Below are 1,775 nucleotides of genomic sequence, written 5' to 3' on the forward strand. Positions count from 1 at the left end.
CCTCCCTCTATAAATATTGATATATCAACGGTTTGACCCGTTTGCGAGGTGCCAAAAAAATATTTTTCGACACGACCTCTAACAGTAATTTAAAATTATGTGAAACTATACCAATCTATGGGTGCGCTACGCGGTCGCTACTGGATATTAATGTAAGTAGCGTTGAAGAAATATACGATGCACCATGGATCTCTGCGTAGCTTATGATGACGTACCCTCCATGTCTCTGGGCATCTGTGTGCTACATTCCTTCGTTCGGTCTAGTCATAAGGCAGAGGCTAGCGAAGCTCCTTTAGGGACTCTAGGTCGAATGGTGAAAATAGTGCCAGCTTCTCCGTGTCATCCAATTGTCTAGTTCGCTCAAGAAAATGCAGATACATAGCCTCTGCGAGACTAGGAACATCCCTCATCATTCGTTGTGCATCGAACGCTTTATGCTTCGTACTGATTCCATGTAATACTTTTAGTAGTTTTCCGCAAAGGACCACAATTGATTGTTTCTTTCGTAACGGGTTGACTGTACGATTTGTGTAATATTCATGTAGTTTACGAAAGGCTTCGTTATGACGGATCATTGGCATCATGACTCGAAACAGGAGCGCGCGTAGCTTCCTTCTGCCTCGTTTAGAGATACGTTTTTGACCTTTGTGCTGTCCAGACGAATTTTCACGCAATGTGAGTCCCGCGAGTTTAATAAGTTGGCGTGGATCTTCATAGTGTGAAAAACTACCGATTTCAGCTAGTAGATCAACGATGGTTGTGTCTCCAAGACCTTGAACCGTTGAGAGCCATTCATATTCTACTGACGTTTTTACTAGTTCAACTAAGTGCTGGGTGATGCATTCAATTTCTTGTTCTAACTGATGATAACGTCGAACGAGTGTGGCAATTTCAAAACGGGCCATCTTACGTCCTTCTGTTATTCCAATCGAGTGAGCTGCGACTTCAATGAGACGCACAGCTTTCGGTTTCTGGGGAGATTTCATCCCCTCTACTTGTCGATACATCACAAGTAATTCATCGGGTTGCATTTGGTAGAGATCACTCGGAAATGGTGTACATTCTAGTACGGCCAAAGCCATCTTTCCGAATGACGGAAATACTTGTGTGAATTCTGGAAAATAGCGGTCTAACCAGCGAATCATCATGTTTTTGACAGCGCCCAATTCCTCGGTCAACTTACTTCTAAACGTTGATCCGACTCGAAGTTCAGCTTCCACATCTTTTAGAATACGTGGATAACTAAATCGTCCGTCTTTTAATAGTCTAGCGATCACAAGCGCGTCTTTACGATCATGTTTCGTGGGTAGATTGTCATCCAACTCCTTTGAACGTTTGACGTGCATCGGATTGGTCATAACAAGTGGAATGCCTCGTTCTTCTAGAAAATAGGCTAAGTTTAACCAATAATGACCAGTTGGTTCAATTCCTACTAGCACTTCTGTTTTTTCATGTTCTCTTAATGCTTTGAGAATTCGATCATAAAATGACTCAAACCCTTGATGTGACTGTGTAATAGAGAATGATTTCTGGAGTATCCGTCCACGGTCGTCAACAAAGCAGGCGAAATGTGTACGCTTTGCGATGTCGATTCCGACAACGAGGGTTTCTTCAGTGACTTGATTTATTTTCTGATTTTGTTTAAAATCCATTGTGGAGTCCTCCTTGGTTACTAAATTAGGGGTCAATTCGTCCAGATTTGACACCCCGTATCATACCAAGAGGGCTCTTTTTTGTTCAAGTCCCCGAAAAACCTTCTAACAGGAATGCTCCTT

1 pseudogene is annotated in these 1,775 nt (G+C 42.5%); it reads right to left on the reverse strand.

Annotation, left to right across the window (positions count from 1 at the left end):
* Positions 1–380: 380 nt before the first annotated feature.
* Positions 381–1,652, reverse strand: a pseudogene (locus JCM9152_RS20935) (IS110 family RNA-guided transposase); the annotation flags it as partial.
* Positions 1,653–1,775 lie beyond the last annotated feature (123 nt).

The sequence above is a fragment of the Halalkalibacter hemicellulosilyticusJCM 9152 genome (assembly GCF_000513115.1).
GTDB lineage: Bacteria > Bacillota > Bacilli > Bacillales > Bacillaceae_D > Halalkalibacter > Halalkalibacter hemicellulosilyticus.